The sequence below is a fragment of the Bradyrhizobium guangdongense genome (genome assembly GCF_004114975.1).
Lineage (GTDB): Bacteria > Pseudomonadota > Alphaproteobacteria > Rhizobiales > Xanthobacteraceae > Bradyrhizobium > Bradyrhizobium guangdongense.
This window is the reverse complement of the sequence record NZ_CP030051.1, coordinates 1,482,951-1,506,109: the sequence shown is the minus strand read 5'-3', so window position 1 is coordinate 1,506,109 and position 23,159 is coordinate 1,482,951. Positions and strand designations below refer to the sequence as shown.

22 protein-coding genes and 1 pseudogene are annotated in these 23,159 nt (G+C 65.2%); 3 read left to right on the top strand and 20 right to left on the bottom strand.

Annotation, left to right across the window (positions count from 1 at the left end):
• Positions 1 to 156: 156 nt before the first annotated feature.
• Complete coding sequence (locus X265_RS07205) at positions 157 to 897, bottom strand: SDR family oxidoreductase (protein WP_128964182.1); 741 nt, start codon at positions 895 to 897, stop codon at positions 157 to 159.
• Between the two features lie 99 nt (positions 898 to 996).
• Complete coding sequence (locus X265_RS07200) at positions 997 to 2,601, bottom strand: ABC-F family ATP-binding cassette domain-containing protein (RefSeq protein WP_128964181.1); 1,605 nt, start codon at positions 2,599 to 2,601, stop codon at positions 997 to 999.
• Between the two features lie 217 nt (positions 2,602 to 2,818).
• Here X265_RS07200 and X265_RS07195 point away from each other — a divergent pair, with 217 nt between their 5' ends.
• Positions 2,819 to 3,667 (top strand): tetratricopeptide repeat protein, encoded by an 849-nt coding sequence (locus X265_RS07195; protein ID WP_244659253.1) that lies wholly within the window; start codon positions 2,819 to 2,821, stop codon positions 3,665 to 3,667.
• Here the strand turns inward: X265_RS07195 and X265_RS07190 are convergent.
• From X265_RS07190 to X265_RS07175, 4 genes are all read right to left on the bottom strand, one after another.
• A complete protein-coding gene (locus X265_RS07190) occupies positions 3,657 to 4,376 on the bottom strand; it encodes a hypothetical protein (RefSeq protein ID WP_128964180.1) in 720 nt (239 codons plus the stop codon). The genes X265_RS07195 and X265_RS07190 overlap by 11 nt on opposite strands.
• Positions 4,377 to 4,482: 106 nt before the next feature.
• Positions 4,483 to 5,730 carry a metal-dependent hydrolase family protein gene (locus X265_RS07185; protein WP_128964179.1) on the bottom strand — a complete coding sequence of 416 codons (1,248 nt, stop codon included), beginning with the start codon at positions 5,728 to 5,730 and terminating at the stop codon, positions 4,483 to 4,485.
• A gap of 12 nt (positions 5,731 to 5,742) precedes the next feature.
• The gene (locus X265_RS07180; RefSeq protein WP_128964178.1) at positions 5,743 to 6,243 is read right to left on the bottom strand and encodes a GAF domain-containing protein; all 501 of its coding nucleotides are present in this window, start codon (positions 6,241 to 6,243) and stop codon (positions 5,743 to 5,745) included.
• Complete coding sequence (locus X265_RS07175; protein WP_128964177.1) at positions 6,240 to 7,598, bottom strand: MFS transporter; 1,359 nt, start codon at positions 7,596 to 7,598, stop codon at positions 6,240 to 6,242. Before X265_RS07175 ends, X265_RS07180 begins: the two co-directional genes overlap by 4 nt.
• Before the next feature lie 170 nt (positions 7,599 to 7,768).
• On the opposite strand from X265_RS07175, the gene X265_RS07170 reads away from it, so the two are divergent.
• Complete coding sequence (locus X265_RS07170; RefSeq protein WP_308421634.1) at positions 7,769 to 8,635, top strand: LysR family transcriptional regulator; 867 nt, start codon at positions 7,769 to 7,771, stop codon at positions 8,633 to 8,635.
• 5 nt (positions 8,636 to 8,640) lie between these two features.
• On the opposite strand, the gene X265_RS07165 is transcribed toward X265_RS07170, so the two are convergent.
• Genes X265_RS07165 through X265_RS07125 form a run of 9 tightly spaced genes read right to left on the bottom strand, consistent with a single transcriptional unit; the run spans position 8,641 to position 16,787 of the window.
• Positions 8,641 to 8,988: a RidA family protein gene (locus tag X265_RS07165; RefSeq protein WP_128964175.1), complete on the bottom strand. Its 348-nt coding sequence runs from the start codon at positions 8,986 to 8,988 to the stop codon at positions 8,641 to 8,643.
• A gap of 15 nt (positions 8,989 to 9,003) precedes the next feature.
• A complete protein-coding gene (locus X265_RS07160) occupies positions 9,004 to 10,125 on the bottom strand; it encodes an NAD(P)/FAD-dependent oxidoreductase (RefSeq protein ID WP_128964174.1) in 1,122 nt (373 codons plus the stop codon).
• Positions 10,122 to 11,540 carry an FAD/NAD(P)-dependent oxidoreductase gene (locus X265_RS07155; RefSeq protein WP_128964173.1) on the bottom strand — a complete coding sequence of 473 codons (1,419 nt, stop codon included), beginning with the start codon at positions 11,538 to 11,540 and terminating at the stop codon, positions 10,122 to 10,124. Before X265_RS07155 ends, X265_RS07160 begins: the two co-directional genes overlap by 4 nt.
• Positions 11,537 to 11,833 carry a (2Fe-2S)-binding protein gene (locus X265_RS07150; protein WP_128964172.1) on the bottom strand — a complete coding sequence of 99 codons (297 nt, stop codon included), beginning with the start codon at positions 11,831 to 11,833 and terminating at the stop codon, positions 11,537 to 11,539. Before X265_RS07150 ends, X265_RS07155 begins: the two co-directional genes overlap by 4 nt.
• A gap of 28 nt (positions 11,834 to 11,861) precedes the next feature.
• Positions 11,862 to 12,998 carry an NAD(P)/FAD-dependent oxidoreductase gene (locus X265_RS07145; protein ID WP_128964171.1) on the bottom strand — a complete coding sequence of 379 codons (1,137 nt, stop codon included), beginning with the start codon at positions 12,996 to 12,998 and terminating at the stop codon, positions 11,862 to 11,864.
• 8 nt (positions 12,999 to 13,006) lie between these two features.
• The gene (locus X265_RS07140; RefSeq protein WP_128964170.1) at positions 13,007 to 13,813 is read right to left on the bottom strand and encodes an ABC transporter permease; all 807 of its coding nucleotides are present in this window, start codon (positions 13,811 to 13,813) and stop codon (positions 13,007 to 13,009) included.
• A complete protein-coding gene (locus tag X265_RS07135) occupies positions 13,810 to 14,685 on the bottom strand; it encodes an ABC transporter permease (protein ID WP_128964169.1) in 876 nt (291 codons plus the stop codon). Before X265_RS07135 ends, X265_RS07140 begins: the two co-directional genes overlap by 4 nt.
• Positions 14,682 to 15,722, bottom strand: coding sequence for an ABC transporter ATP-binding protein (locus X265_RS07130; protein ID WP_128964168.1), 1,041 nt, complete (start codon positions 15,720 to 15,722; stop codon positions 14,682 to 14,684). The genes X265_RS07135 and X265_RS07130 overlap by 4 nt, the downstream gene beginning before the upstream one ends.
• 27 nt (positions 15,723 to 15,749) lie before the next feature.
• Positions 15,750 to 16,787, bottom strand: coding sequence for an ABC transporter substrate-binding protein (locus tag X265_RS07125; RefSeq protein ID WP_128964167.1), 1,038 nt, complete (start codon positions 16,785 to 16,787; stop codon positions 15,750 to 15,752).
• A 134-nt stretch (positions 16,788 to 16,921) separates the two neighbouring features.
• Between X265_RS07125 and X265_RS07120 the strand changes: the two genes are divergently transcribed.
• Complete coding sequence (locus tag X265_RS07120) at positions 16,922 to 17,821, top strand: LysR substrate-binding domain-containing protein (protein ID WP_128964166.1); 900 nt, start codon at positions 16,922 to 16,924, stop codon at positions 17,819 to 17,821.
• Here X265_RS07120 and X265_RS07115 read toward each other — a convergent pair.
• The 5 genes and pseudogenes from X265_RS07115 to X265_RS07095 form a co-directional block, all read right to left on the bottom strand.
• Positions 17,818 to 19,191: an amidohydrolase family protein gene (locus tag X265_RS07115; protein WP_128964165.1), complete on the bottom strand. Its 1,374-nt coding sequence runs from the start codon at positions 19,189 to 19,191 to the stop codon at positions 17,818 to 17,820. The two genes, X265_RS07120 and X265_RS07115, sit on opposite strands and share 4 nt — an antisense overlap.
• Positions 19,188 to 20,771 (bottom strand): ABC transporter substrate-binding protein, encoded by a 1,584-nt coding sequence (locus tag X265_RS07110; RefSeq protein ID WP_128964164.1) that lies wholly within the window; start codon positions 20,769 to 20,771, stop codon positions 19,188 to 19,190. The genes X265_RS07115 and X265_RS07110 overlap by 4 nt, the downstream gene beginning before the upstream one ends.
• A 22-nt stretch (positions 20,772 to 20,793) precedes the next feature.
• Entirely contained in the window at positions 20,794 to 21,450 is a 657-nt protein-coding gene (locus X265_RS07105) for an aspartate/glutamate racemase family protein (RefSeq protein ID WP_128964163.1), read from the bottom strand.
• 21 nt (positions 21,451 to 21,471) lie between these two features.
• Positions 21,472 to 22,355, bottom strand: a pseudogene (locus tag X265_RS07100) (polysaccharide deacetylase family protein).
• Positions 22,342 to 23,157: an ABC transporter substrate-binding protein gene (locus tag X265_RS07095; RefSeq protein ID WP_164938457.1), complete on the bottom strand. Its 816-nt coding sequence runs from the start codon at positions 23,155 to 23,157 to the stop codon at positions 22,342 to 22,344. Before X265_RS07095 ends, X265_RS07100 begins: the two are co-directional and overlap by 14 nt.
• Between the last annotated feature and the right edge of the window lie 2 nt (positions 23,158 to 23,159).

Sequence of the window (23,159 nt, the reverse complement as noted above, 5' to 3'; positions counted from 1 at the left end):
TCCAACGCGGTAGTTTCCCGGAGTGGCCAATTGGCGCGGCACGCGTCACAACACCAGCGTTGGGATCACCGATTGATACTCATTCATTCCACCCGACGCGCTGGGGGCAGAGCGTCGGGTATTTGTAGAATTGTCACCATGGCCTGCGGAGCGGGATCAAATGATCCCGCCATTGGCGCGCAGCACCTGACCATTGATCCAGCCACCGTCGGGGCCCGCAAGAAACGCAACCGCGGCGGCGACGTCCTCGGGCTGGCCAAGCCGTTCCAGCGGCGCGAGCCTGGCGAGGTGATCGACCAGCTCCTGCGACTTGCCGTCAAGAAAGAGCTTCGTTGCAGTTGGCCCGGGCGCGATCGCGTTCACGGTGATGTTGCGGCCGCGCAGTTCCTTGGCAAGCACATGCGTCAGCGCCTCGACGGCTGCCTTGGTGGCGGCATAGATGCCGTAGGTCGGAGACAGGATGCCGGCCTGGCTCGACGACAGATTGACGATGCGCCCGCCGTTGCGCAACCGACGCGCCGCCTCGCGCAGCGTGTTGAAGGTGCCTTTCAGATTGATCGCGATCTGGCTGTCGAAGGCAGCATCGTCGGCGTCCGCAATCGCGGCGAGCCGCATGACACCGGCATTGTTGACGAGCACGTCGATACCTCCGAGCGCACTCTCCGCTGCGTCGAACATCCGAGACACCGCGGCCACATCGCTGACATCGGCCTGCGCCGTGATGGCCCGGCCGCCGGCCTGCGCGATCTTTCCGGCAAGCGCTTCTGCCTCAGCCGCGCTGCCGGCATAGTTGATGACGACGGCAAAGCCGTCGGCGGCGAGCCGTCCGGCGATCGCCGCGCCAATGCCGCGTGAGCCCCCGGTGACAATGGCGACTTTCTTGCTTGCGTTGAACATCTGCTTCTCCGTGAGTCCCGACCGCTATCTGCGGCTGGCACGGACGGATTTGCCCCTTTTCCCGAGAGAGATAATCAGCCGCCGGCCGGCATCATTGTTCTACGGGGTCGAACAATCGGCCTGACCGCCGAGATCCAGCCGGCGCGTGATTCCAATGGCCTCCAAGAAAGTCTCGTCATGACTGACGACGAGCAGCGCGCCGTCATAAGCCCGCAGCCCCGCTTCGACCGCTTCGATGGACTCCAAATCCAGATGATTGGTGGGCTCGTCCAGGATCAGCAACGATGGCGGGATCGATCCGCCCAGCACGCAGGCGAGTCCCGCCCGGAACAGCTGTCCGCCGCTCAGGCCGCCGACTACTTGCAGGGCGGCGTCGGCGCGAAACATGAAGCGCGCCAGGGCGGCGTGGCATTCATTCACGCCTGCTCTCGGATTGAGGCGCCTGAAGTTGTCGAGGATCGAGACCGCGGGATCGAGCAGGCTGACCTTTTGGTCAAACAGCGCGAAGTCGGGCCTGACCCTCACGACGCCCGACACGGGGCGCAGTTCACCCGCGATCAGCTTCAATAGCGTCGTCTTGCCGGAGCCATTGGGCCCGACAATTGCGACGCGCTCCGGTCCGACGATGGCGAGTGAGAGATCGCGCAGGACCGGCCGCTCCGGGTGATACCCGCCATTGACGCGATCAAGCCAAACGACCTCCCGCCCTGCCGGCAACTGCGTCGAGGGCAGCTTCACGGACAGCGGCTGAAGAATCTCGATCCGCCGGCGCGCCGCGTCGACCGCATCGAGCGCCTCCACGCGCCGCCTCTCGGTGATCTGCGCAGTCTTGCCGCCACTGTCCTCGCTTCGATCCCGACGCGTGCCTGCCAGAATCCGCGGTATGTCGCCTTTGGCGCGCTTCTTCTTGCCGCCGCTGTCCTTGCGCGCTTTCCGCTCGGCCACCTCCTGCGCCTTATCGTCGATCTCGGACAGATGCTTTTCGGCGTGCGCGAGGTCGTGCCTGACGGCGGCGAGTTCGATCGCCTTCTGCGCGCGATAGCTGCTCCAATTGCCGCCATAGCGCGTCGCGCCGAGCGAGGTCAGCTCGACGATCGCGTCCATGGTCTCAAGCAGGGCTCGATCGTGGCTGACGACGATCGCGCCGCCTCGCCAGGCGGCCAGGAGCTCGATTACGGCCTTGCGCCCGTCACGATCGAGATTGTTGGTCGGTTCGTCCAGCAGCAGGAAGTCCGGCTCGCCGAAGAGCAGCGCGGCGAGACGAACACGCGTGACCTGCCCGCCGGACAAGCGGTCCAATTCCGTGTCTGTCGCGATATCAAAGCCGACGCGGCCAAGCGCTTTTGCGAGCCGCGCCTCGAGGGTCCAGTCGACCTCACTGAGCTCCTCGGCCGAAGCATCGCCGCGCTCGGCCTGGTGGAGCAGGTCCAGCGCAGCGCCCGCGCCGAAGAGGTCGACGACCCTCAGGCCAGCACGAAGCTGGGCGTCCTGGCGCAGAAGCCCGACGGTGCCGTTGACAACAACGCGTCCCGACTGCGGAACCTGCTCGCCCGTGATCGCGGCGAGCAACGTCGTCTTGCCGACGCCATTGCGGCCGACGAGGCCGGCACGCTCTGTGCCGAAGGTCAGATCAAGGTTGGAGAGAAGCGAGCGACCGTCAGGCGTGGACAGCGACAGGCGCGACAGGATGATTGAAGCAGGCATGGAATCCCCCGTGAGCAAAGCGGATGAGCATTGCGGTCGGGGTAAAATCCATGGCTGCGGATATCCTCATTGAGAGCCTGCTCATAATACCGCCGGGCGGCGAGATCAAGCCGCATGTCCGGCGACGCCCCAATGCCTCACGAACTCGTTGATGGACGCTTCGCATTGCGCGCGATAGAGGCGAACAAAGCCCGGATCGCAACCAAGAGGCCAATTCGTGAACGGCAGGCAGAACAACGCCTTCGCCCAACTGCTGCAACAAGCCTTCATGGCGCTGCGCGCCAAGCAATTCGACGTCGCAAGGCAGCTCGCCGGCGAAGCCCTCAAATCCAATCGCAGCGACCGCAATGCGGTGATGATCCTGGCGCATGCGCTGATTGGCCTCGGCCGAACGGACGAGGCGATCACGCCGCTCGAGCGGGCGGCCAAGCGCAATGACGATCCGGAAATCGAGACACTGCTCGGCCACGCATTATGCGGCGTGGGCCGGACACCTGACGGAATCGCGCAATTGCGCAAGACCGCCGCCCGCCGCCCGCCCTATCTGCCGGCGTTTCAGGAGTTGGCCGGCCAGATCGCGAATTGCGGCGATATCGGCGCCGCGGTCGGGATCATGGAGCAAGCCCTTGCGCTCGCGCCTGCCAGCGTCGATCTGCAACTCGACCTCGGCCGCATGCATTTACGCAACAACAAGCGCGGCGAAGCGCGCCGTGTCCTGACGGCTGCGCGCTCTGCCGCGCCCGGACGCACCGATATCCTGACCGAGCTCGCCCGGGCCGCGCTTCTCGATGGAGCCTACGCGGAGGCTGCCGACACCTACCGCCACGCGCTCGGGCTTCGCCCCGACGACCTGCTGTCCCGCGCCAATCTCGCGGTCTGCCTGATGGAGCTTGGTGAGCGCGGCAGCGGCGAGGCCGCGCTGCGCGCGGTGTTGCGGGGACGGCCGCATATGCTCGGACGCGTCGCGCTGGCGATGGCGACCTCCTCGCGTGGCCGCTTCTTCTTCCGTCCGAGCGCGGCGGCGAAATTCCTGGAACGCGAACCCGAGCGCGTCGCTACGCCCTGAACTTCCGCCGATACAGGCCCGGCTCGCGCTTGAGCGCGGAGCGCAAGGCATGAACCTTCTGCGCCTCGTCCTCAGTGAAGGCGGAAGTCTGCCCGGTCCAGTTCTCGCGCTTGACCGGGATACATTGCGCGATCGGCGTGCCCTTGGGCAGCACGCCGCGAAAGCCGGTGTTGTGCCAGTGCGCGGGAAAGTGGATCCAGCTGTCGTGATAGCGATCGCAATCGACGAGGCCGCTCAGCGTCGTGAACGGCAGATCGAAGCGGTTAACCGGATGCGTGAAGAACAGCGCATAGCCTTCCGGCGCCTCGATGGTCCAGAGATTGTGAAACTTGATGACAAAGCGATCGCCTTCGAACAGCGGGGAGCCGGTGAGCTGGCCCTCATCGTGGAAGCTGATCGGTGAGCGCGGAAAATCGATCTCTCCGCCGGGCGGGATGTCATTGTCCCAGACGATCTCGCCGTCCTCGACCTTGAGATCGCAGATCAGGGGGATCAGGAAGCCGCAGGTCATCGCGTCGATGAAAGGCGGGCAGCGCTTCACGGTGTCGTCGTCCTGCTGGTTGAGAGCGCTGAACGCCGTCGTCGGCATCAACTTGAGCCAGTCGGGAACGCCAACATTGGCCGGCATGGGATGCGGCAGCAGCCCTTCCAGCTCCCGAGGGCAGCGAAATCTAATCGCCAGCTTGTTGTTGTTCGTCTGCGAGGACATTGGGCATTCCAGCCGTGTCCCCTACTGATAAACGGAAACCGCCGTGCGTCAAAGCGCCGCGGCGCCCCCCAATCATGACATCTTCGTTATGTTTGCAGCGGCGGCGCTATGCCGCCAGCCTGTCGAACTGGACCTTCCCCGCCTTCATCACCAGCGGGATGTGCTCGCCCTGGCCGAGCAGGCACGTGACGTCGCGCAGCGGGTTGCCGCCAACGACCAGCAGATCCGCAAACGCCTCGGGCACGATGCGGCCGAGCTTGCCCTCCATGCCGAGCACCTCGGCACCGATGACGGTGGCGCTGGCAATGACGTCGCGCGCGCCGAGAATCTCGGCCCGGATGCGGAATTCGTCGCTCTGGAGGCGTTGCGACGGCCCGAGCAGATCGCTGCCATAGCCCATCTTCACCCCGGCCTTGCGATAGATCTCGAGCGAGCGCAGGCCGGCATCGCGAACGTCAGCGATCTTGGCGACGCTTTCGGGCGGCAGGCCGTATTGCGCGCCCTCGTTGGCCAACGCTTCGTAGGTGACGAGCGTCGGCACCACATAGGCGCCCTTCTCGGCCATCAGTCGCGCGGTCGGCTCATCGACGAGATTGCCGTGCTCGATGGTGCGGACGCCGCAGCGGACCGCGCGCGCAATCGCCGCGGCGGTATAGGCGTGGGCGAGCACATAGGTCTGGCGGCCCTGCGCTTCCTCGACGATGGCGCGGATCTCGTCCTCGGAGTAGCCGAAGGCCCCGACCGGATCGGTCGGCGAGGCGACGCCGCCCGAGGCCATGATCTTGATCTGGTCGGCGCCCATCTGCAGCTCTTCGCGCACCGCCTTGCGCACGCCATCGACACCGTCGGCTACGCGCGCTAGCGCACCGACGCGCACGCAGCAAGGACAGGCCGTATCGCTGGCGAGGTAATCCGAGCGCACCCGCATGTCGCCGTGGCCGCCGGTCTGGCTGAGCGCGCGGCCGGACACGAACAGCCGCGGACCGTCGGTCAGGCCGGTCTCGATCGCCTGCTTCATCGCATTGCCGGCGCCGCCAGCATCGCGAACAGTCGTGAAGCCGCGGCGCAGCATGCCGCGCAGCAGCAAGGTCGAACGCAGCGTCACCAGCACGTTGGGAATGTGCACCTGCTGGGCCAGGTTGAGCTCGATCGCGATGGTGTGCACGTGAAGGTCGATCAGGCCGGGCATCAGCGTCTGGCCTTTCAGATCGATGGTGCGATCCGCGGTCGCCTTGATCGGCCGATCCGAGACCTCCTTGATCATGCTGCCCTCGACCAGCACGTCATGGCCGGTCAGCAGTTCCGGCTGCAGCGGATCGAGCAAAGCGGCATTCTGGAAAAGGATGCTGGACATGATGATTTCCTGTCAGGACGCCGGCGCAAGCAGCGCCGGCAATGTAAGCTGGGCAAAGGGAAGACACGCGGCAACGTCGTCTTCGCCGTACCAGTGCGCTTCGTGCAGCAGATTGAGCGAGCCGAGCGTGCGCCCGCGCCAGCGCACGGGCATGTTGAGCACGCTTTCGCAGCCGAGAGAGACGATCAGCTGGTGGTCGGAGAACACGTTGCGCAAATCGTCCTGCGTGCGGCCGATATAGGCTTCGCCGCGGTCGAGCACGGCTTCGGTCCACGGACCCGGCGCCAGGCGCTTGCGTCCTCCCGTGGGATAGGGGCCGGGAAGGTTGGAATAGACGCGTGCCGCTTCGCCGGTAGCATCCTCGTAGGTCAGGATCGTGAACAGCTTGTGCCCGATCGCCGACTTCAGGGCGCGATCGAGCGCCGCGAACAGCGCATCCGGCTGATCCATCTCGCTCTGTGCCGCCGCAACGCTAACGAGCCAGGGATCGGCCTTGGCTGTCGTCCTGGTCATGCGACCTCGCCCGCTGCGATCTCTTCCAATGACCGCCCTCGCGTCGGCACGCCCATCAAGACGACGGTGACCGCGCCGAGCAGCAACACCGTGGTGGTGACACCGAACACGCCGGCGAAGCCGAAATTGGGATAGAGATAGCCGACCAGGATCGGCGAGACGATGGCCCCGATGCGGCCGATCGCCGAAGCAAGCCCGGCACCAGTGGTCCTGATCGGCGTCGGGAAGACTTCGGCGGTGTACGCATAGACGCCGGCATAAGTGCCGTTCATGAACAGCGACAGCAGAATTCCCGCGAGCATGATGTGCTGATCGGTCTGCGCGAAGGCGAGGCCGAGCGCACTGGCGCCGCCGAGCAGCATGTAGGTCGCAATCGTCGCCTGCCGGCCGATGCGCTCGTTGAACCAGGCCGCGCTGAAATAGCCGGGGATCTGTGCGCAGTAGATCGCGATCGAATAGCCAAAGCTCTTGGTGATGCTCATGCCGTTCTGGACCAGCAGGCCCGGAATCCAGACGAAAAAGGAATAATAGCTGAAGGTGATCGCAAGCCACATGATCCAGGTCATGATGGTGATGCGCGCCTGCCGGGCAGCGAGAAGCGCCGCGAAATTGGCGAGCAGCGTTCCACCGGTGCCGGTGGGCGCCGCAGCTTCGATCACCGGCGGCGGCAGGACCCGGCCCTCGCGCGCAAAACCCGCTTCGATCTTGTCGAGGACGGCTTCGGCTTCCTTCTCGCGGCCGCGGGCTTCCAGCCAACGCGGCGATTCCGGCAGCGCCCGGCGCCACCATAGCAGCATGACGACCGGCACCGCCGTGATGACCAGCACGATGCGCCAGCCGTTATCATACGAAGGCACGATGAAATAGCCGAGCAAGGCCGCCGCAACAAAGCCGAAGGAGAAAAAGCCGGCCAATGCGCCGGTGAAACTGCCGCGGTAGCGCCGCGCCACGAATTCCGCGAGATAGGGCGCGATGATCGCGCTCTCGGCGCCCGTGCCCATGCCGGCCACGATGCGAGCGACGAAGAAGGCCGGCCAGGTGTCGACCAGTGCGCTGACGATGGAGGCCACACAATAGAGCGCGAGCGCAGACATCATCACCGCGCGGCGCCCGATCAGGTCGCCGAGCGTGCCGGCGAACAACGCGCCGAACAGGAAGCCGATATAGGTGCTGCTGCCGAGCACGCCGATCTGAACGCTCGACAGATTCCACGCCGTGCGCAGCACCGGCAGGATGAAAGCGAGCACCGCCGCGTCCATGGCGTCGAACATGTAGCCGAGCCCGCCCATCAGCAGCAGGTGCGTGTGGAAGCGTGCGAACGGAAGGCGCTCGATGCGCGCCGATATCATTGACATGGAAGTCCCCCTCGATTGGGGCCCGGCGCACCGCGCGTCGTTCGGGAGGGAACCATAGACAAAGTGACATTATCGTCATAATTTATAATCTTGATCTAATATATCACCATGGTGAATGTGTGTCGTTCCGCGCCCTCGACCTCAACTTGTTGAAAGTCTTCGAGGCGCTGATGACCGAAGGCAGCGTCACGCGCGCGGCGAGCGCGCTGACGATGACCCAGCCTGCCGTCAGCAACGCGCTCGCGCGGCTGCGCGATGCACTCGGCGATCCCCTGTTCGTGCGGTCGGGCACCGGCATTCGCCCCACCCAGCGCGCCGTGGTGCTGTGGGAGCCGATCGGCGAAGCGCTGGAGACCGTGCGCGGGGCGCTCGACGAGCAGGTGTTCGATCCCGGCCGCGCCCAGACCGAGTTCATTCTGTCGATGTCGGACTATGTGGCATCCCTGGTGATGCCGAACTTGCTGAAGCATCTGGACAAGGTTGCGCCGAAAGCCCGCGTTCACACCGCACCCAATACTATCGTGGAGATCGCCGACCAGCTCGAGGACAACAGGGTCGACTGCGTGCTGAGCGTCTATGTCAACGAGGCGCAACAACCGGCCGCGATACGCTCGCGCTCGCTATGGACCCTCGACTATGCCTGCTTCATGCGGCGCGGCCATCCGCTCGCCACGGGGAAGCGGCTGAGCACGCGCGCTTTCCTCAACGCGCGGCATATCGATGTGAGTCTCGCGGGCAAGACGCAGCCGTCCTACGACCTGTTCCTCGCCTCACGCGGCCTGTCGCGCAATCTGGTGGCGACCGTCAACCATTACAGCGCGGCCTACGAGACCGTGCGGCAGTCCGATCTCATCGCGGTGCTGCCGCGCGATCTGCGCTCGGAGTCCCGCCACGCACCGTTCCTGCACGCGATGCCACTACCGCTCCAGGCACCGCCACGCATCGTCAGCCTGTTCTGGCATCAGCGCAACGACACCGTGCCCGCGCAGCGCTGGCTGCGCGAGACGCTGGTCGGCATGTTCGCCAAACCGAAGTAAGCGGATCAGCCCTTCAGCGCGGTTACCACCACTTCGATCAGCGCGCCGCCGCCGAGATCGGCGACGCCGACGGTGGCGCGGGTCGGCAGATCGTCGCCGAAGAACTCGGTCCAGGCCGCATCCATCTCCTTCTTCCTGGAGAGATCGGTGACGAAGATCGAGGCGCTGACGATGCGGCTCTTGTCGGTGCCGGCCTCCTTGAGATAGCCCGCGATCTTGCCGAGGATGTTGCGGGTCTGCTCGCCCATCGAGACCGAGGTGTCGTCGGCAATGGTGCCGCCGAGGAAGACGAAGCCATTCGCTTCGACGGCGCGGTGCATGATGGGCGTGCGGATGCTGCGGGTGATGCTCATGATATCCTCTTGTTTTTAGAGCGTGAAGGGATGAAAGCGGTCGATGCCGAGATCGCTGATGCGGGTCTGGGTGCCGCCATTGACGATCAGCTCCGCCATCACGGCGCCCGCGCCGGGGCCAAGCTGGAAACCGTGCAGCGAAAAGCCGAACTGGTGATAGAGCCCCTTGTGGCGGGAGCTTGGGCCGAGCACGGGAATATCGTCCTTCATCCTGGCTTCGATGCCGGCCCAGGCGCGGACGATGGTCGCACTACGCATCACCGGAAACAGCTCGAACACGGTCTGCGCGCTGGTCGCGAGACTCTTCCAGTCCAGCACCGTCTCGTTGCGATCCTGGTAAGGCGTGGCGAGATGGCCGCCACCGATCAGCACGGTGCCGTTCTTGAACTGCTTGAAGGACAGCTTTCGCCCGCGCAGGATCACGACAGGGTCGATGAAATGCGGTACGCGCGAGGTGATCATCAGCATCGGGGCCACGGTCTCGACCGGAACGGGCTCGCCGAGATCAGCAGCGATCTTGCCGGCCCAGGCGCCGGCGGCGTTGACGAGGACCGGGGCGGCGAAGGTCTCCGTGCCGGCATCGACATGCCAGAGGCTGTCACTGTAGCGGATGTTGCTGGCGGCGACGCCCTCGCGCACGATCGCGCCGAGCTGCTGGGCCTTGCGGCGGAACGCCGTCGTCGTCTGCGCCGGATTGGCGGCGCCGTCACGCCGTGAAACCACGCCGCCGGGACAGGTCTCGGCGACCGCCGGCACGAGGCGCCGCAGCTCGACAGCATCGATCAGCTCTTCATGGGTGAAGCCGAGCGCGTTGAGTTCGGCGACGCGCGCGCGGCAGACCGCGAGCTCCTCCTCGTTCTCGGCGACCAGGACCTGGCCGTAGCTCTCGAAGCTGCAATCGTCGTCCAGGAGATCGTTGATCTTCTCCCAGATCCCCATCGAGCGGATCGACAGCGGGATTTCGGGGATATGCCGCGCGAGCTGGCGCACGCCGCCGGCATTGACGCCCGAGGCGTGGCGGCCGGCATAGTCCTTCTCGATCAGCACCGGCTTCAGGCCGGCGAGGCACAGATGCAGCGCGGTCGAGCATCCGTGGATGCCGCCGCCGACGACGATCGCATCCACATTTAAGGTCATCCGCGCACCACGGCCTTGACGTCGTCCTCTGTTTTCGGGACGGCGGCAAGCTCGGCCAGCGTGATCGGCTTCACCGGCGCGCGCAGCCGGTAATAGCCAATCTCCTGCGGGGTCTTGCCGCGCGCCTGCGCTATCAGCTCGGTGACGGTGAGACCGCAGAGACGGCCCTGGCACGGGCCCATGCCGGTGCGGCGATAGGCCTTGAGCTGGTTCGGCCCGGTCGCGCCGATTGCGACGGAATCGAGCACGTCCTTCGCGGTCACCTCCTCGCAACGGCAAACGATGGCATTGCCCGAGGGAATGCGGAACTGCGTTGCAGGGCGAAACAGCGTGTCGAGGAAGATACGACCGCGCTCGGCCTTGGCGAGATCGGAACGGAGCGCTGTCATCGTGGCAAGCTTCGCAGCAGCCGCGGGCGCGAGTGCTTCCACCGCCGCACGCGCCGCGATACGGCCACGCACCACGGCAGCGTTCGCACCGCCGATGCCGGCACCGTCGCCGGCGATCGCAATGCCCGCGACCGACGAATTGCCGCTGCCGTCCAGCACGGGCGACCAGCACAGCTGCAAGTCATCCCAACGATGCTCGACTCCGGCCGCCATTGCCAGGTTGACGTTGGGCACGACACCCTGATGCAGCAGCAGGAGATCGGCAGGAATGGTCTCGCGCTTGCTGCCCGCAACGTAGCTGACACTGGCAAGCTGGCCCTCACCGGACGCAGAGAGCTCCGTCACGCCGGAGACGACCTGCACCTTCGCCTTCACTTCGCGCATCATGGACAGGCCCTTGCTGAAATAGGGCGAGGTCAGGAACGCGAAGGCATGTGGCAGCGCCGCGAAATAATTGCCGCGCTCGGTGGTGTCGAGGATGCGATCGATGCGACCTCCGAGACGCAAGATCTGCGCGGCGAGCAGCCAAAGCAGCGGCCCCTGCCCCGCGATCACGGTGCGTCCATCCGGCACCAGCGCCGACGACTTCAACATGGTCTGCGCCGCGCCCGCGGTCATCACGCCCGGCAGCGTCCAGCCGGGAATCGGAAACGGCCGCTCCAGCGCGCCGGTCGCGAGGATCACGCGCTTGGCCTTGACGAAGGCGGACGCGCCGCCGATCGAGACGGCAATGTCGAGATTGCGGTCGAGGCTCCAGACCGTGGCGCGATGGATCACCTCGGCACTGCTTGCACACAGCGCCTGCACGAGATCGGCGCCAGCCCAATAGTCGGCACCGAGCTGGTTGCGGTCGGTCACCGGCGTCGAGGAGATGGCGCGAAACACTTGACCGCCGGGGCCGATGTTCTCGTCGAGCAGCAGCGTGGATAGGCCAGCCTCGGCGGAGGTCGCGGCGGCGGCAAGGCCGGCCGGGCCGGCGCCGATCACCACGACGTCGTAATCTTCGCGCTTGGGAGCCACACTCATCTTCCGATCTCCCGCTTGCCCTTCTGGATTTCGATCTGCATGCCTTCCGCGACGGGCACGAGGCAGCCCTGGCGGTTGCCGACGCCATCGATGGTGACGAGACAATCGAAGCACACGCCCATCATGCAGTAGGGCAAACGAGGTGCACCGCTGACCGCGGTCGAGCGCCGCGCATCGTGGCCCGACGCCAGCAGTGCGGCGGAGACGGTGTCGCCCTGGCGCGCCGCAACGGCGACGCCGTCGACGAAGATCTGCACCTGCGGGCGCATGTCCTGTTCGGATCGTCTAAACATGGGATGCCTCTTGGCTCCTTCAGTAACTCTAGTAGCCGCTGCTATTCGCGGTGCTTGCGCAACCAAACCGGCTGGCGGAGAACGCGCCGACCAGCTCCGGCTCGAGCGCGCCCTGCGCCACCATGCGCGCGATCTCGAAGGCATGGTTGGAGGCGAGCGTCACGCCGGAATGGCAGCAGGCGACGAAGGCGCCGGGATGCGTCTCGGACTGGTCGTAGATGGGAAAGCCGTCCTGCGGCATCACACGGATGCCGGACCAGCTCCTGACGACGTTGAGCCGCGACAGATGCGGGAACATGCGCTGGGCGCGATCGGCCATCACGCCGCTGATCGAAGGCTTCAGCGTCCGATCGTCGAGCTCGTCTTCCTTGCTGTCGCCGATCATCACCGTGCCCTCGTCGGTCTGGCGGATCGTCGTCAGCGGATGCGGCAGGAAGGGCATGGTGCGCTCGGTCACGACGACCTGGCCGCGGGTCGGGCCCATCGGCGCGTAGAGGCCCACCATCTGCGCGAGCGTCTGGTTGGCATTGCCGGCGGCGAGCACGATCTTGGCGGCGCGGAGTTCGCCCTTCGGCGTGGTCAGCCGGAATTCGCCGCCGCTCTTGCCGATCGCCGAGACCGGACGTTCCGGAAAATAGTCGATGCCGAACGCCTTGAAGCCGGTGTGGAAGGCCCGGAAGGTGCGCAGCGAATTGACGTGGCCGTCAAGCGGGCAATAGCTGCCGCCGGAAACCTCGGGACCGATCAGCGGCAGCGCGTTCTTGATCTCGGAAGGCCGCAGCATCTCCATCTTGTAGTCGGCCGCACCGGTCTGATTGTGCATGCGCTTGACCAGTTCGGTGCGCTGGCCGAATTCCTCTTCGCTAAGGGTGAGATGGAAGCCGCCATTCTGCTGGAGCGCAACATCAAGTCCGGTCTGCTGCTTCAGCTCGGAGGCAAGCCGTCCCCACGCCTGCGAGGCCTGCACGGTCCAGATCGTGTAGGCCGGCATGCCGAGCCCCTTGCTCTGCACCCACACCAGCGCAAAATTCGCGCGCGAGGCTCGCTTGGTGATGTCGCCTTCGTCGAGCACGGCCACGCGCTTGCCGAGCCGGCCGAGGCCCCAGGCAATGGCGGAGCCGAGCAATCCGCCGCCGACAACGGCGACGTCGTATTCAGTTCGCATGGGTTCTCCTATCGTCCCGGATCGCCCTTGCCGGCGAGTACGCGGTCGAGCCCGTAGAAGCGGTCGAGCAGAATGAGGGCGGTCATGGTCACAGCGATCACGCAAGCCGAGACCGACGTCACCAGCGGATCGATGTTGTCCTGGATGTAAAGGAACATGCGCACCGGCAACGTCTCCGTGCCGGGCGCCGCGAGGAAGACGGTCATGGTGAGATCATCGAAGGACTGGATGAAAGCGAGCGCCCAGCCGCTGATGACGCCGGGCAGAATCAGCGGCAGCGTCACGCGGCGGAACAGCGTCCAACCGCCGGCGCCGAGCGAGACCGCGGCCATCTCGACGGTGCGGTCCATGCCGGTCGCTGCGGCCAAGGTCAGCCGCAGCGCGAACGGAAACACGATGATGACGTGCGCGATGATCAGCGCCGCAAAACTTCCGCCGAGACCGACTGATGTAAAGAAGCGCAGGAAGGCGATACCGAGCACGACATGCGGGATCATCAGCGGCGACAGGAACAGCGCCGCGAGTGCATCACGGCCACGGAAGCGGTAACGTGCGATGGCCAGCGCCGCCGGCACGGCAAACAGCAGCGCCACGAAGGACGACAGCGCGCCGAGGCCGAGGCTGACCCAGAAGGCATGGATGAACTCGGGATATTGCGCAATCGTCCTGAACCAGCGCAGCGAAAAGCCGTTGGTCGGCAGCGAGAGAAATCCCTCGGGCGTGAAGGCGACGAGACAGACCACCAGGATCGGCGCCACCATGACGATGACGAAGATGGTGTGGAAGACCAGCGCCAGCGGCCCATTCCGTCTCATCGGAACACCTCCGCATACCGCCGCTCGATCAGCGCGTTGCTGCCGACGACGATCAGCACCAGCGCGACCAGCAACAGCGTGGCGACGGCGGCGCCGAGCGGCCAGTTCAGCGTGTTGAGGAATTCGTCATAGGCGAGCGTCGCCGCGACTTTGAGCCGGCGGCCGCCGATGATCGCCGGCGTCGCAAAGGCGCTGGCCGAAAGCGAGAACACGATGATGGCGCCCGACAGCACGCCCGGCATGATCTGCGGCATGATGATGCGACGGATGATGGTGACAGGGCCGGCGCCGAGCGACATCGCGGCATTCTCGATCTGCGGATCGAGCCGCTGCAGCGCGGCCCACACCGACAGCACCATGAACGGCATCATCACATGCGCGAGCGCGACGACCATGCCGGTTTCGGTGAACATGAAGGGAATGGGAAAGCGGATCACGCCAAGCGACATCAGAAGCTTGTTGACGAGGCCATTGTTGCCGCCGAACAGCAGTGCCCAGCCGAGCGTGCGCGCCACCACGGAGATCAGGAGCGGTCCGAGAATGACGAGCAGGAAAAAGCTCTTCCAGCGGCCGCTCATGCGGTTGAGGATGTAGGCTTCGGGTGCTCCCAACAGTGCGGCGAGCAGCGTGGTCAGGATAGCGATGCGAAACGTCCGCCAGAACATTTCGGCATAATAGGGATCGGTTGCGATCTCGCGCCAGTTCTTCAGGATGAAGACCGGCTCGATGCCCTTGTACTGGCCCCAATCGTGAAACGACAGCATCACGGTCATCGCGAGCGGAATCAGCAGCACGCCGACGAACAGCATCAGGGCGGGCGCGGTCAGCGCCCAAGGCGCGCGCGCGCCGCGCTCCTCGGCGACCGCACTCATGCGCCGGCCCTCGCGCGCACGCTCATGTCGTCGGGCCGCCAGGTCAGGCGAACCGCCTCCCCCTCGACCGGCTGCGCCGCGCCGTCATTCTGGCGAATGACGATCGCCGGGCCACATTCGCTCTCGCACTGGAACAGCCAATGATTGCCCTGGAAGATCCGCGTGACGATCTTTGCACTGAGGCCGGCATCGCCGAACCCGATTCTTTCCGGACGAATGCTAATCGTGACTGCACCGTTGAGCCCAGCCGGGGCCGGCGCACTCCAGGAGCCCGCCACTAGCTGCGAAGGCGTCGCGGCACGGTCAATCGTGCCGGCAAAGTCATTGGTCTTGCCCAGAAATTGCGAGACGAACGCCGAGGCCGGCCGCTCATAGGTCTGTTGCGGCGTGCCGATCTGCTCGATCTTGCCGTGGCTCATCACGACGATGCGATCCGACAGCGACATCGCCTCGTTCTGGTCATGGGTGACCAGGATCGTGGTGGTGCCGATGGTGCGCTGGATCTGACGCAGCTCGATCTGCATCTCTTCGCGCAGCTTCGCGTCGAGATTCGACAGCGGCTCATCGAGCAGCAGCACGCTCGGCTTGATCACCAGCGCCCGCGCCAGCGCGACGCGCTGCTGCTGGCCGCCGGACATGCGGCGCGGATGCCGATCCTCATACCCTGCAAGCCCGACCATCGCGAGCGCGGCACGGACGCGCTCGCGCCGTTCGGCGCGCGGCACGTTGCGCATCTCGAGGCCGAATGCGACGTTCTCCGAAGCGGTCATGTGCGGAAACAGCGCGTAGCTCTGGAACACGATGCCGAGCCCGCGTTTGGCCGGATGGATCGCAATCAGGTCCTTGCCCTCGAGGCGGATCGCCCCGCGCGTGGGATCGAGGAAGCCCGCGATCATCTGGAGCGTCGTGGTCTTGCCGCAGCCGGACGGGCCGAGGAAGGAGATAAACTCCCCCTTCCCTACGGACAGACTGAAGTCGTCGACCACCGTCTGCGCGCCGAACTGCTTTGCGACCCGATCGAGCTCGAGAAAGGCCATGCGCTGTCTCCGCTACCAACGATCAGGTCAGCGCTCGACTTCGCGATTCCAGCGCTTGGTCCACTCCTCGCGCTTCTCGTTGATGGTGGTCCAATCAGGATTATAGAGCTTGGCCGCGCGCTCGCCGATCGGCGCCATCTTGCCGAGCTCCGGCGGCACCTTCAGCGATTTCAGCACCGGGCCGTAGCCATAGTCCTTCAGCATCACGAGTTGGATCTTGGGATCGAGCAGCATCTTGACGAAGCTGGAGGCCAGCGGCGAGGCATTGGGTTTGTTGATCGGACAAGCCGTCGTCAGCAGCGTCGCCGCGCCTTCCTTCGGATAGACGAAGTCGACCGGGAAGCCGGTATTGGCGAAGCTCTGCACGCGGCCGGTGCCCCACACCGCGATCACCGCCTGGCCGGACTGGAACAGCTCGGTCATCTTGCCCGGCGACGGCTCATAGGCGAGCACGTTCGGATTGATCTCTTCCTTGAAAATCTTGAAGCCGGAATCGACGTTGGACTCGCCGCCGCCGTTCATCTTCGACAGCATCACCAGTGCTTCGAGGCCGTAGGTATTGTTGATCGGCGGGATCACGAGCTGCTTGGCGTATTTCGTGTCCTTCAGGTCGTTCCACGAGGTCGGCGGCGCCCAGCCTTTCTCCTTGAACACCTTGGTGTTGTACATCAGGCCGGTAGCGACAATGCCGATCGCGACCGCACGATCGTCCTTGAAGCGCGCGGTGTCGTAGAGATCGGCGGCTGGCAGCCCGTCGAGCTTGCCACAGAAGCCGAGCTGGATTGCCTGGTACATCGGGCCGTCATCGACGATGGCGACGTCGATCTGCTGATTGCCTTTCTGGGCCTGAAGCTTGGCCAGCGTATCGGTGGAGTTGCCGGCGACGTATTCGACCTTGACGCCGTTCTCCTTCTCGAAGGCCGGGATCACCTCGTCGCGGATGGTCTTCTCGAACGAGCCGCCATAGCCGGCAACGTAAAGAGTCTTTTGCTGGGCCGAGACGGCCGAAGGGACCGCGACGAGCGCCGCGATGCTGACCGCTGTGAGAAGGCTGAAAGTCTTCATGTGGTCCGATCTCCAATCTGCCGAAAAAGCGGGCTGTCTTCAGTCCTGATGAAAAAGATCGCAAACCTATACTTCCATCGTCCAATGAATAATGGCACCATTTACATGCCAAAATGTTATGAATGGAAATTGGGATGGCCCGGATCAATTCGCGGCAAGTAGAGGCCTTCCGGGCGACGATGCTGACCGGGAGCGTGACCGAGGCAGCTGCACTGATGAAGGTGACGCAACCGGCGGTCAGCCGGCTGCTGCGCGACTTGCAGGCGCTGCTGAAGATGGAGCTGTTCGAGCGGCGCGGCACAGGGCTGGTGCCCACCGCTGCGGCGATGGCGCTCTACACCGAGGTAGAGCGATCCTTCGTGGGCCTGGAGCGCATCACCGCTGCCGCCGAGGAAATCCGCGGCCGCCGCACCGGCTCGCTGCGGATCGCAGCACTACCTGCGCTGTCGAACGGCTATCTGCCGAGGCTGACCGGTCACTTTCTAAGAGAGCGGCCGAATCTCAATCTCGCCTTCTTCGGCGTGATCTCGCCGATCGTGGTCGACTGGGTGCTGAACAATCAGTGCGACGTGGGCTTTGCCGAGGTGCCGATCGCGCATTCCGGGCTGCCGAGCATGAAGTTGCCGGCGCCCGCCCGCGTCGCGGTGCTGCCGACAGGTCATCGCCTCGCGGAGAAAGAAGTGCTGGAGCCGCGCGACTTCGAAGGCGAGACATTCATCTCGCTATCGGCGGGGTCATCGAGCCGACATCTCGTCGACCAGGTCTTCCATCATCACGATGTGCGCCGCGTGCTGCGGGTCGAGACCGCCTTGTCGGAGATCATGTGCGGCCTCGTCTCATCAGGACTTGGCGTTGCGATCTGCGATCCCTTCACCGCGCAGGAGTTTTCCACCCGCGGCGTCGTCGTACGCCGTTTCCTGCCGCGCATCGACTTCGAATTCTCCGCGGTGTTTCCGGCGCAGCGCAGCCCCTCGCCGGTGGCGCTCGATCTGGTCGAAATGATGCGCAAGTCGCTGGCGGAGTTCGAGAGCTAGCCGTTGAACGCCGCCTGTGCCTCCGGCAGGTCCCAGATCTTGCCGATTGCGGCGGTGCCTGCTGCCGTGATCGCCGCCTCGTCAGCGGCAAGATAGCGCCCCTCGTCGACCAGCATGCGGCCATCAACCATCACCTGGTCGATGTTGGCCCGGTTGGCGAGCGCGATCAGCGCGCGGCGCGGGTCGAACAGCGGCTGGAGATGCGGATGAGTGAGATCGACCACCGTGAGGTCGGCGGTGGCGCCCGCCTCGATCCGACCGAGATCCGGCCGTTTGATGACGTCGGCGGCGACTACCGTGTTCGCCTCGATCAATTCAGGCGAGTTCGCGACGTCGGCGCGCTGCGAGGTGACCTTGGAGATCAGCGAGGCCGCATTGAGCTCGCCAAGCAGGTCCATATTGTAGCCGTCGGTGCCGACCACTGTGCGCACGCCGTGCTCGGCAAAGCGGCTGAATGCCGCGGTGATGCCGGCGCGCGCGAACACGCGCGGGCAGTTGAGAACGGTCATGCCGCGCGCGGCCATCAGCTTGAGATCGTCATCGCTGCTGAACATGCAATGCGCCGCCATCAGGTCGGGCGCCAGAAGACCAAGCCAGTCCAGATACTGCGCCGGCGTGCGGCCGCCATAACGCTTGCCGATAGTCTCGACCTCGGCGCGGCTCTGCGCCATGTGCGTGGTGATGGGGACGTCGAGTTCGCGCGCCCGCTCGGCGCAGGCCTTCAAGAGATCCGGGCCGCAGGTATCGGTGGCATGCGGGCTCATCGCGAGGCCGATGCGGCCGCCACCGCGATTGTTCCAGCGCTGGTAGAGCGTGTCCCACGTCGCCATGTCGGCGACGCCATCGTCGCCGGAATATTGTACGATACCGTCCGGCCCTGCCTTGGCGTCGGAGGTGGAGAACAGATACGGCGCGCCGTAGAAGCGGATGCCCATCTCTTCTGCAGCGTCGAACATCTCGGGGATCGAATTGCGGAACGGCTCCATCACCGTGGTGGCACCGCCCTTGAGCAACTGGAGGATGCCGAGCCGCGCCACCGCGAGCCGCTCCTCTGCCGACAGGATGTCGGCGCCGCGCCTGGTCAGCGGCAGCAGCACCGTATAGACGATGCTCTGGTTGTTCTTGCGGCCGTTGCCGTCCTCGGTGTGACTGCGCGCGACAGCTTCGGAGAAACAGTGATTGTGCAGGTTCAACAGGCCCGGCAGCACGAAACGGCCCGGACGATCGTAGACCTGGTCCGCGTGCGGCCTGTCGCGCGTGAGCGCCGCGATTGTCTTGCCTTCGACCAGGACCCAGCGGTCGCGCAGGACATCCTGCGCGCCGTCCTTGCGTGACAGCACATAGCTGCCGAAGATTGCAGTGGTGCTCATGCGGGACGTACGTTCCAGAACACGGCGGTGCCGTCGAGAATGCCGGCGATGTCTTTGCGATAGGCGGTCGGCTGCTTGTACACGCCAATCGGAATATAGGGGATCTCCTTGAACGCCACTGCCTGGATCTCGCGGCAGACGCGCTGCTGCTCGGCGAGCTCGGAGGCCGCCAGCCACTGGCTGCGCAGCGGGCCCATCTTCTGGCTCGTATACCAGCCGGCGATCTTGCCTTCGCCGCGGATGTTGGTGTTGCCGGCCGGATTGAGCCAGTCGATGCCCTGCCAGTTGCCGACCGCCGCGCTCCAGCCGCCCTGCCCAATCGGATCCTTCTTGAGCTGGCGTTGCAAAACGACGGCGAAATCGAGCCCGGCATATTCGACATTCATGCCGGCCTTGCGCAGGCTGTCGACCGCGATCTCGCCGAGCGGCTTCTGCGCCAGCGAATTGGTGGGGACGAGCACCACGATCTTCTCGCCGTTGTAGCCGGCGGCCTTCAGGTCGGCCCTGACCTTGTCGTAGTTGCGCGGACCGCGGAACAGGTCGAGGCCGACATCGCTCGCCATCGGCGTATCAGGGGCGAAATAGCCGATCGGCGACACCTGAAACGCGGGATCGGTGCCGGCCACTGCCGTCATGAATGCGGACTGGTCGATCGCACCGAGCAGGGCGCGGCGGATCGCTGGATTGTCGAACGGCGGCTGCAGATGGTTGAGGCGAAGCATGCAGGCGTAACCGCGCGGATCAAGAATGCGTGTCTCGATGTCGCCGGCCGCCTTGATGATCGGGAGCAAATCGTGCGGCGTGGTTTCCTGCCAATCCTGCTCGCCGGTCTGGAGCGCGGCGACGCCGGTGCCGGCGTCCGGCGTGGTGGTCCAGACAACGCGGTCGTAGTGCACGATCTTCGGGCCAGCGGTCCAATCCGGCTTGCCGTCGCTGCGCGGCTGATAGCGCTCGAACTTCGCGTAAGCATTGCGCGCGCCTTGCACACGCTCGTCGGCAAGATAGCGGAACGGCCCGCTACCGATCACTTGCGTCAGCGGCTTGAACGGGTCCTGGCTCGCGAGCCGCTCCGGCATCATGAAGCAGGCATTGATCGCGGCTTTGCCGAGCGCCTGCGGCAGCAGCGGGAACGGACGCTTGAGGCGGAAGCGGATGGTGCGATCATCAGCCGCCGAAAGCTCCGCGATCACCTCCATCAGCTCGCCGCCAAAGCCGTCGCGGGCCGCCCAGCGGCGGATGCTCGCAACGCAGTCGCGCGCCAGCACGCGCTCGCCGTCGTGCCAGAACAGGCCGTCGCGAAGCGTGAGGTCCCACTGCAGCTGATCGCCCGAGATGACGTGGCCCGACAGCATCTGCGGCGAGACCTGAAGCGACGAGCTCATGCCGTACAGCGTGTCGTAGACCATGAAGCCGTGGTTTCGCGACACCTGGGCCGTCGAGTAGATGGGGTCGACGAAGGCGAGATCGATGACCGGGATGAACCGCAACGTGCTCTCGGATTCGGCGCGCACGATGCCCGGCAGCGACAGCGCCGGCATTGCGGCGGCGGCCTTGAGAAGCGAACGGCGAGAAATGGGCATTACCAGAATCTCCGGAAGAATCTTACGCGTTCAGCAGAACCGCGCCGATCGCGACTGCCACCGCCTGTTGCGCCGGCTCGACCACGGGCACACCGATCGCCTCCTCGATCGCGGCACGATGCGAGGCCATGCCGGCGCACCCCATCACCACGACATCGGCGCGGTATTGCGTGACCAGCGCGCGGCCGGCCTCGATCAGCCGTCCGCGAATGTCGGCGCCTGCGGTTTCCGCAGCGCTCGCACCGACCGACCAGCTTCCGGCGTAGCGATTGTCGACGCCCCACACCCGCGCCATGCGTTGCTGGCGGCGAATGCTCGACGGCGAGAGCGCGATGATACCGAAGCGTTCGCCGAGCATCAGCGCACGAAAGATGCCGCATTCGGCGATGCCCATCACAGGGCGGCCGCCGGCGGCCTCGCGCACCGCATGCAGGCCGGGATCGCTGAAGCAGGCGAGCACGAAAGCATCCGCATCGTCGCGCGATACGCGACTCACCAACGGCATCACCACACTATCGGCGTCGCGCTGCGAGCTGATGCTCGGCGGCCCTTCGGCGAGGCCGACCACCTCGATCACGGGACCGCCGGCGATGCGCAGCGGCGCGATCGCCTCGTCGATCGCCGCAGTCACCGACGCCGAGGAGTTGGGGTTGATGACGAGGATGCGGCGGCGGGTCATGGCGTGGCTCACTGGCATGGCTCAACGATTGGCGGCCTCGTGGCGCAGGAAGTTATCCGCGATCCTCTCGCCGGTGGTGATCCAGACGTCCGGGCACGACTTTGCGTAGGTGAGGAACTCGCGCAGCAAACGCAGCCGCATCGGACGGCCGCTGCATTGCGGATGCAGCACCGTCGTCACCATCGCGCCCCAGTCGCGGACTTCGTCCAGCTCGTCCTTCCAGATCGAGAGCACGTGCTCCTTGGGGAAGATCGAGCGCGGGCTGAAGCGGGCGGACAGGCCGTGCATCCAGTCGTCATAGCTCGCGGTCACCGGCAGCTCGATCGTGCCGGGCTTGCCGTCGGCGAGCCGGTGACGATAGGGCCTGACGTCGTCGCGAAACGACGAGGTGTAGATGATGCCGTGACGCACCAGCGCGACGCGCAGCTCCTCGGTGAACTCCCCATAGGGCGCGCGATAGCCAGTCGGCTTGACGCCGAGCCGGCGCTTCAGCACCTCGAAACCGCGCTCCAGCTCCTCCTCGATCCAGAGGTCGCCGGGATCCGGCAAGAGATGATGGTAGCCGTGATGGCCGATCTCGTGGCCGGCCTTGAGGATGGATTCGGCCATCGCGGGATGGGCATCGACCGACCATCCCGTGACGAAGAACGTCGCCTTGAATCGAGCTGATCGAGCAGTTCCAGAAGTTTCGGCGTGCCGACGCGCGCCTCGTAGCCGCCGTAGCTCATCGTGATGAGGCGCTGCGCGTGCAGCGCGTCCTTGCTGGTCCACGCGCTCTCCGCGTCGACGTCGAACGACAAAAACATCGCCGAGGTGTACGGCTTCGGCCACGGATAGTCCGGCGCAGGATCCGCGGTGTTGGCCGGGGTGAGCGGAATGCTCTTGAGGGCTTTACTGTCCAGCATTGATGGTGGCCTTCTCGATCGCGTTGTCGCTGAGTTTCCATTTCGCCAGGAGCGTACGATAGGTGCCGTCCGCGATCAGCGCATCGAGCGCCTCGGCTATCGCCTGCTGCAAGGCCTTTTCCTTGACCGGCAGCGCAATCCCCGTGAACTGCGTCGCGAATGGATTGCCGACCGGCGCATAGGCGCCGGGCTCGAGATCCATCAGATAAGGCAGCGTCTCGTTACCCTGCACGGCGGCGTCGATACGGCCCTGCTTGAGCTGGGTGCGCGCATCGGCCGAGCCGTCGGTACCGACGAACTGGATCGGATTGGCTGCGCAGTTCTTCTGGCTCCATTTGTCGATCTCGGCCGGAAACATCGTGCGGCGGCTGGCGCCGACCTTCTTGCCGCACAGCGCCGCCATATCCTTGAACTCGGACGCACGGGACTGCTGCACGAAGAATTTCGGACCGCTGCGCAGATAATCGACGAAGGACGCAATCTCGTGCCGGCTCGCATAGTCGGTGAAGCCGGACAGGATCGCATCCACCCGGCCTGTCGAGATCGACGGCATGAACTCGGCGAAGCTGGTCTCGGTCCATTCGATCTTGACGCCGAGCTTGCGCCCGAGCGCCTCGCCGAGATCGATGTCGAAGCCCGAGAGCGCGTTGGTGGCGGGATCGTGGAACTCCATCGGCGGATAGTTCGGTACCAGCGCGACCTTGATGCTGCCGCGCTTGGCGATGTCGGGCGGCAGCTCGACCGCCAAGGCCGATGAGATCATGGTCGTCAAAAGCGCCGCCGCAACGAAAAGTCTCTTCATCA

Bases quoted from the DNA above. Each gene is read 5' to 3' on its own strand.
- X265_RS07205 (WP_128964182.1), bottom strand. From the start codon at position 897: ATGTTCAACGCAAGCAAGAAAGTCGCCATTGTCACCGGGGGCTCACGC.
- X265_RS07200 (WP_128964181.1), bottom strand. From the start codon at position 2,601: ATGCCTGCTTCAATCATCCTGTCGCGCCTGTCGCTGTCCACGCCTGAC.
- X265_RS07190 (WP_128964180.1), bottom strand. From the start codon at position 4,376: ATGTCCTCGCAGACGAACAACAACAAGCTGGCGATTAGATTTCGCTGC.
- X265_RS07185 (WP_128964179.1), bottom strand. From the start codon at position 5,730: ATGTCCAGCATCCTTTTCCAGAATGCCGCTTTGCTCGATCCGCTGCAG.
- X265_RS07180 (WP_128964178.1), bottom strand. From the start codon at position 6,243: ATGACCAGGACGACAGCCAAGGCCGATCCCTGGCTCGTTAGCGTTGCG.
- X265_RS07175 (WP_128964177.1), bottom strand. From the start codon at position 7,598: ATGTCAATGATATCGGCGCGCATCGAGCGCCTTCCGTTCGCACGCTTC.
- X265_RS07170 (WP_308421634.1), top strand. From the start codon at position 7,769: ATGACCGAAGGCAGCGTCACGCGCGCGGCGAGCGCGCTGACGATGACC.
- X265_RS07165 (WP_128964175.1), bottom strand. From the start codon at position 8,988: ATGAGCATCACCCGCAGCATCCGCACGCCCATCATGCACCGCGCCGTC.
- X265_RS07160 (WP_128964174.1), bottom strand. From the start codon at position 10,125: ATGACCTTAAATGTGGATGCGATCGTCGTCGGCGGCGGCATCCACGGA.
- X265_RS07155 (WP_128964173.1), bottom strand. From the start codon at position 11,540: ATGAGTGTGGCTCCCAAGCGCGAAGATTACGACGTCGTGGTGATCGGC.
- X265_RS07150 (WP_128964172.1), bottom strand. From the start codon at position 11,833: ATGTTTAGACGATCCGAACAGGACATGCGCCCGCAGGTGCAGATCTTC.
- X265_RS07145 (WP_128964171.1), bottom strand. From the start codon at position 12,998: ATGCGAACTGAATACGACGTCGCCGTTGTCGGCGGCGGATTGCTCGGC.
- X265_RS07140 (WP_128964170.1), bottom strand. From the start codon at position 13,813: ATGAGACGGAATGGGCCGCTGGCGCTGGTCTTCCACACCATCTTCGTC.
- X265_RS07135 (WP_128964169.1), bottom strand. From the start codon at position 14,685: ATGAGTGCGGTCGCCGAGGAGCGCGGCGCGCGCGCGCCTTGGGCGCTG.
- X265_RS07130 (WP_128964168.1), bottom strand. From the start codon at position 15,722: ATGGCCTTTCTCGAGCTCGATCGGGTCGCAAAGCAGTTCGGCGCGCAG.
- X265_RS07125 (WP_128964167.1), bottom strand. From the start codon at position 16,787: ATGAAGACTTTCAGCCTTCTCACAGCGGTCAGCATCGCGGCGCTCGTC.
- X265_RS07120 (WP_128964166.1), top strand. From the start codon at position 16,922: ATGGCCCGGATCAATTCGCGGCAAGTAGAGGCCTTCCGGGCGACGATG.
- X265_RS07115 (WP_128964165.1), bottom strand. From the start codon at position 19,191: ATGAGCACCACTGCAATCTTCGGCAGCTATGTGCTGTCACGCAAGGAC.
- X265_RS07110 (WP_128964164.1), bottom strand. From the start codon at position 20,771: ATGCCCATTTCTCGCCGTTCGCTTCTCAAGGCCGCCGCCGCAATGCCG.
- X265_RS07105 (WP_128964163.1), bottom strand. From the start codon at position 21,450: ATGACCCGCCGCCGCATCCTCGTCATCAACCCCAACTCCTCGGCGTCG.
- X265_RS07095 (WP_164938457.1), bottom strand. From the start codon at position 23,157: ATGAAGAGACTTTTCGTTGCGGCGGCGCTTTTGACGACCATGATCTCA.